Origin of the sequence: Palleronia abyssalis, from assembly GCF_900302445.1 — a bacterium.
In the GTDB taxonomy this organism is placed as follows: domain Bacteria; phylum Pseudomonadota; class Alphaproteobacteria; order Rhodobacterales; family Rhodobacteraceae; genus Palleronia; species Palleronia abyssalis.
Map to the genome: position 1 here is coordinate 1 of NZ_ONZF01000030.1, position 2,258 is coordinate 2,258.

A 2,258-nucleotide genomic window follows, 5' to 3' on the forward strand; every position below is an offset into this window, starting at 1 on the left:
GTGCCGCCGCCGGGCGCGACGGTGGTCGACCCCAGGGTGAGGCTGTCGACGGTGACGTTGCTCTGGCCCGAGACGGTGCCGCCGACGCTCGGCGTGGTCAGCGTCAACGTGTCGGTGCCGGTGTTGGCGATCGTGTACGTCACGGTCGCGGCCACCCCCGCCACCGGGGAGGACGTGAACGTGTCGGTGCCGCCATCGGCCACCGCCCCGCCCTCGGACGAAGAAACGCCGATCTCCGGCGCGCCGGACGGCGCACCGCTGACCGTGCCTGTGCTGCCGGTCCACGTGTAGGTGAAGCTCGGGAAGGGGGTGCCGCCATGCGTGCCCGTGACAGTGCATCCGGCAAAGCAGTTGGTCGTGTAGGCCCCGGAGCCCGAGGTGAGCGTGGTGCTGTCCACGGTGAAGCTCAAAGCGCGCCCATCCGGTGAAAAGTTGTCCTGGATTTCGAAGTTCGTACTTCCTCCGGGGTCGGCGACCTGAATGAAAATGAAGTCTTCGTCGAAGCCGACGCCAATTGGATAGGGACCGGAGGTGTTAAAGCAGTTGTCGTCCGTCAGGTTGAGGGCCAGCTGTTCGCCGGTGCCGGACAAGGCGGGGCAGTTGGTGAATTGCGCCGACGACATTGACGCTGTTGCTGTCCACGCGATCAGCGCAAGGAGGCCCAGCAACCAGAGCTGAAGATGTCGCCCGAGGCTCAGCGGTAGATGCGCGCCGCCATTAAAAGATTGGGTCAGATTACCAGCATTAAAGGACAACTTCAGCACCCCCGATTTTCGCATCCGGAGCGCCACTAACTCGGTCGGCGTTAACGAGGGCTTAACGCGGCTCACCAGCTCGCCAATTATCACACGACGGACGGTCCCAGCCCGGAGCGAAGAAAAGGCAGGGACCCAGTTCGGACGCGTCGGACACCCACAATCCATTCAGCCGACATGTTTGGCGATACCAGCGCCATCCTCACCACGACCACCGCTTGGCAAGACCACGTTAGTCACGGGGACATCGTCTCCTTCAGCTTTCCCCTTGCCGAGGAAGACAGCACTGGGGCACGCAAGGCCTGGCCTTGCCTTGTCCTCGATATCGAGGGGATTGGCAGCCAGCGATACGCCCTCTTGGCCTACCGCAGGACGTCCTACGGCCGCTCGCACATCGGCTACCAGATCCATGTCCGGGGGCGCGGGGAATACCTTTCGGCCGGGCTCGACGAGCCGATGTGCTTTGTCGGCGCTCGCCGACTGTTTGTGCCGCTTGGCCACAGCGGCTTCGACATCTGCCGCACGACCGGCTCGGCCGCCTTGACGGCGCGCCATTCGGCCATGAACGCGACGCGTGGCCGCATCCATGTAAAAGCCGATATCGCAGCCTTTCGCCGGCCTCGGCGGCGACGCTAGCCGCGATGGGACCGGCGACTTTACGATCGAAAGGTGGTGTCAGACAAACTCGAACCAGTCTCAAAGGTCTCGCGGTCGCGGTTCTCTACGCCGCGCCGAGACCGCACCACTCGGCGAGAGCGGCGGCCCGGTTCAGCTTGAAGTTTGCGCGTGAGGAGAGGCCGCGGTCTGAGTTGAAGTGGTTGGTGACAGAGGCATGGACGGAGGCGAATGGGGGAAGCTGTATCGCAGACGACATCCTATGCTGACCGGCATGCCAGACGCGCGGCCGCGCTTTGTCATGTCACGATCACCGTCCAAGAATGCACGCCCCGTCGGAGAGCCGGAAGTCTTGGTAGACTGCGGCCATTTTCAGGATTCTAGAAATCGTCAAGTTCTGGGACCTTCCCAAGTCTTACGAGGAAGCTCGGTTCGCCAACTTCTCCACTGGCTGGATCTTCAGTCACCATGTAGGCGTCCGCGCCTGCGCAATCCTTTGATTGAGCCTCTCGTTCGGCTCTGTTTTGTGCTTCTGAAGCTGTGGAATATTCAAGTTGCTTGGCAATTTTCAGGCCAGTCTGCCCGTTGCGCCCAGCCTTCGTTTCAACATAAGTCTGGCAGATATAGTGGGTTAATTCTGGAGATCGCTCTGCGCTTGTCATGGATGGTTCCTTGTGATCGACAGGAACGATTGGACGTTCTTGGAGTAGCCCTGGCCGATTTCAGCCTGATTGAAGTACCTGTTGCCAAGCGGCGCACAGTGGTCTGCCCCCTGAAAAGTGGTCCTCCCTGAAGTATGGCTTACGGGCCAGTTGGAGGATGCAAGAATGCCCCAGAAGAGACACAAGCCGGAAGAGATCGTCGCGAAGCTTCGGCAGGTCGACGTGC

At 61.4% G+C, this 2,258-nt stretch carries 3 protein-coding genes and 2 pseudogenes; 1 reads left to right on the forward strand and 4 read right to left on the reverse strand.

Going from position 1 to position 2,258, the window contains the following annotated elements:
* Positions 1-764, reverse strand: a pseudogene (locus PAA8504_RS21590) (hypothetical protein); the annotation flags it as partial.
* Between the two features lie 168 nt (positions 765-932).
* Between PAA8504_RS21590 and PAA8504_RS21595 the strand changes: the two are divergent.
* Complete coding sequence (locus tag PAA8504_RS21595; protein WP_108896176.1) at positions 933-1,391, forward strand: hypothetical protein; 459 nt, start codon at positions 933-935, stop codon at positions 1,389-1,391.
* An 85-nt stretch (positions 1,392-1,476) separates the two neighbouring features.
* Here the strand turns inward: PAA8504_RS21595 and PAA8504_RS22655 are convergent.
* The 3 genes and pseudogenes from PAA8504_RS22655 to PAA8504_RS22375 form a co-directional block, all read right to left on the reverse strand.
* A pseudogene (locus tag PAA8504_RS22655) lies at positions 1,477-1,611 on the reverse strand (IS6 family transposase); the annotation flags it as partial.
* Between the two features lie 139 nt (positions 1,612-1,750).
* Complete coding sequence (locus PAA8504_RS21605) at positions 1,751-2,032, reverse strand: hypothetical protein (RefSeq protein ID WP_108896177.1); 282 nt, start codon at positions 2,030-2,032, stop codon at positions 1,751-1,753.
* Positions 2,029-2,258: hypothetical protein (locus PAA8504_RS22375; RefSeq protein ID WP_219928980.1), on the reverse strand; the 230-nt coding region annotated here is incomplete at its 5' end. The genes PAA8504_RS22375 and PAA8504_RS21605, both read right to left, overlap by 4 nt.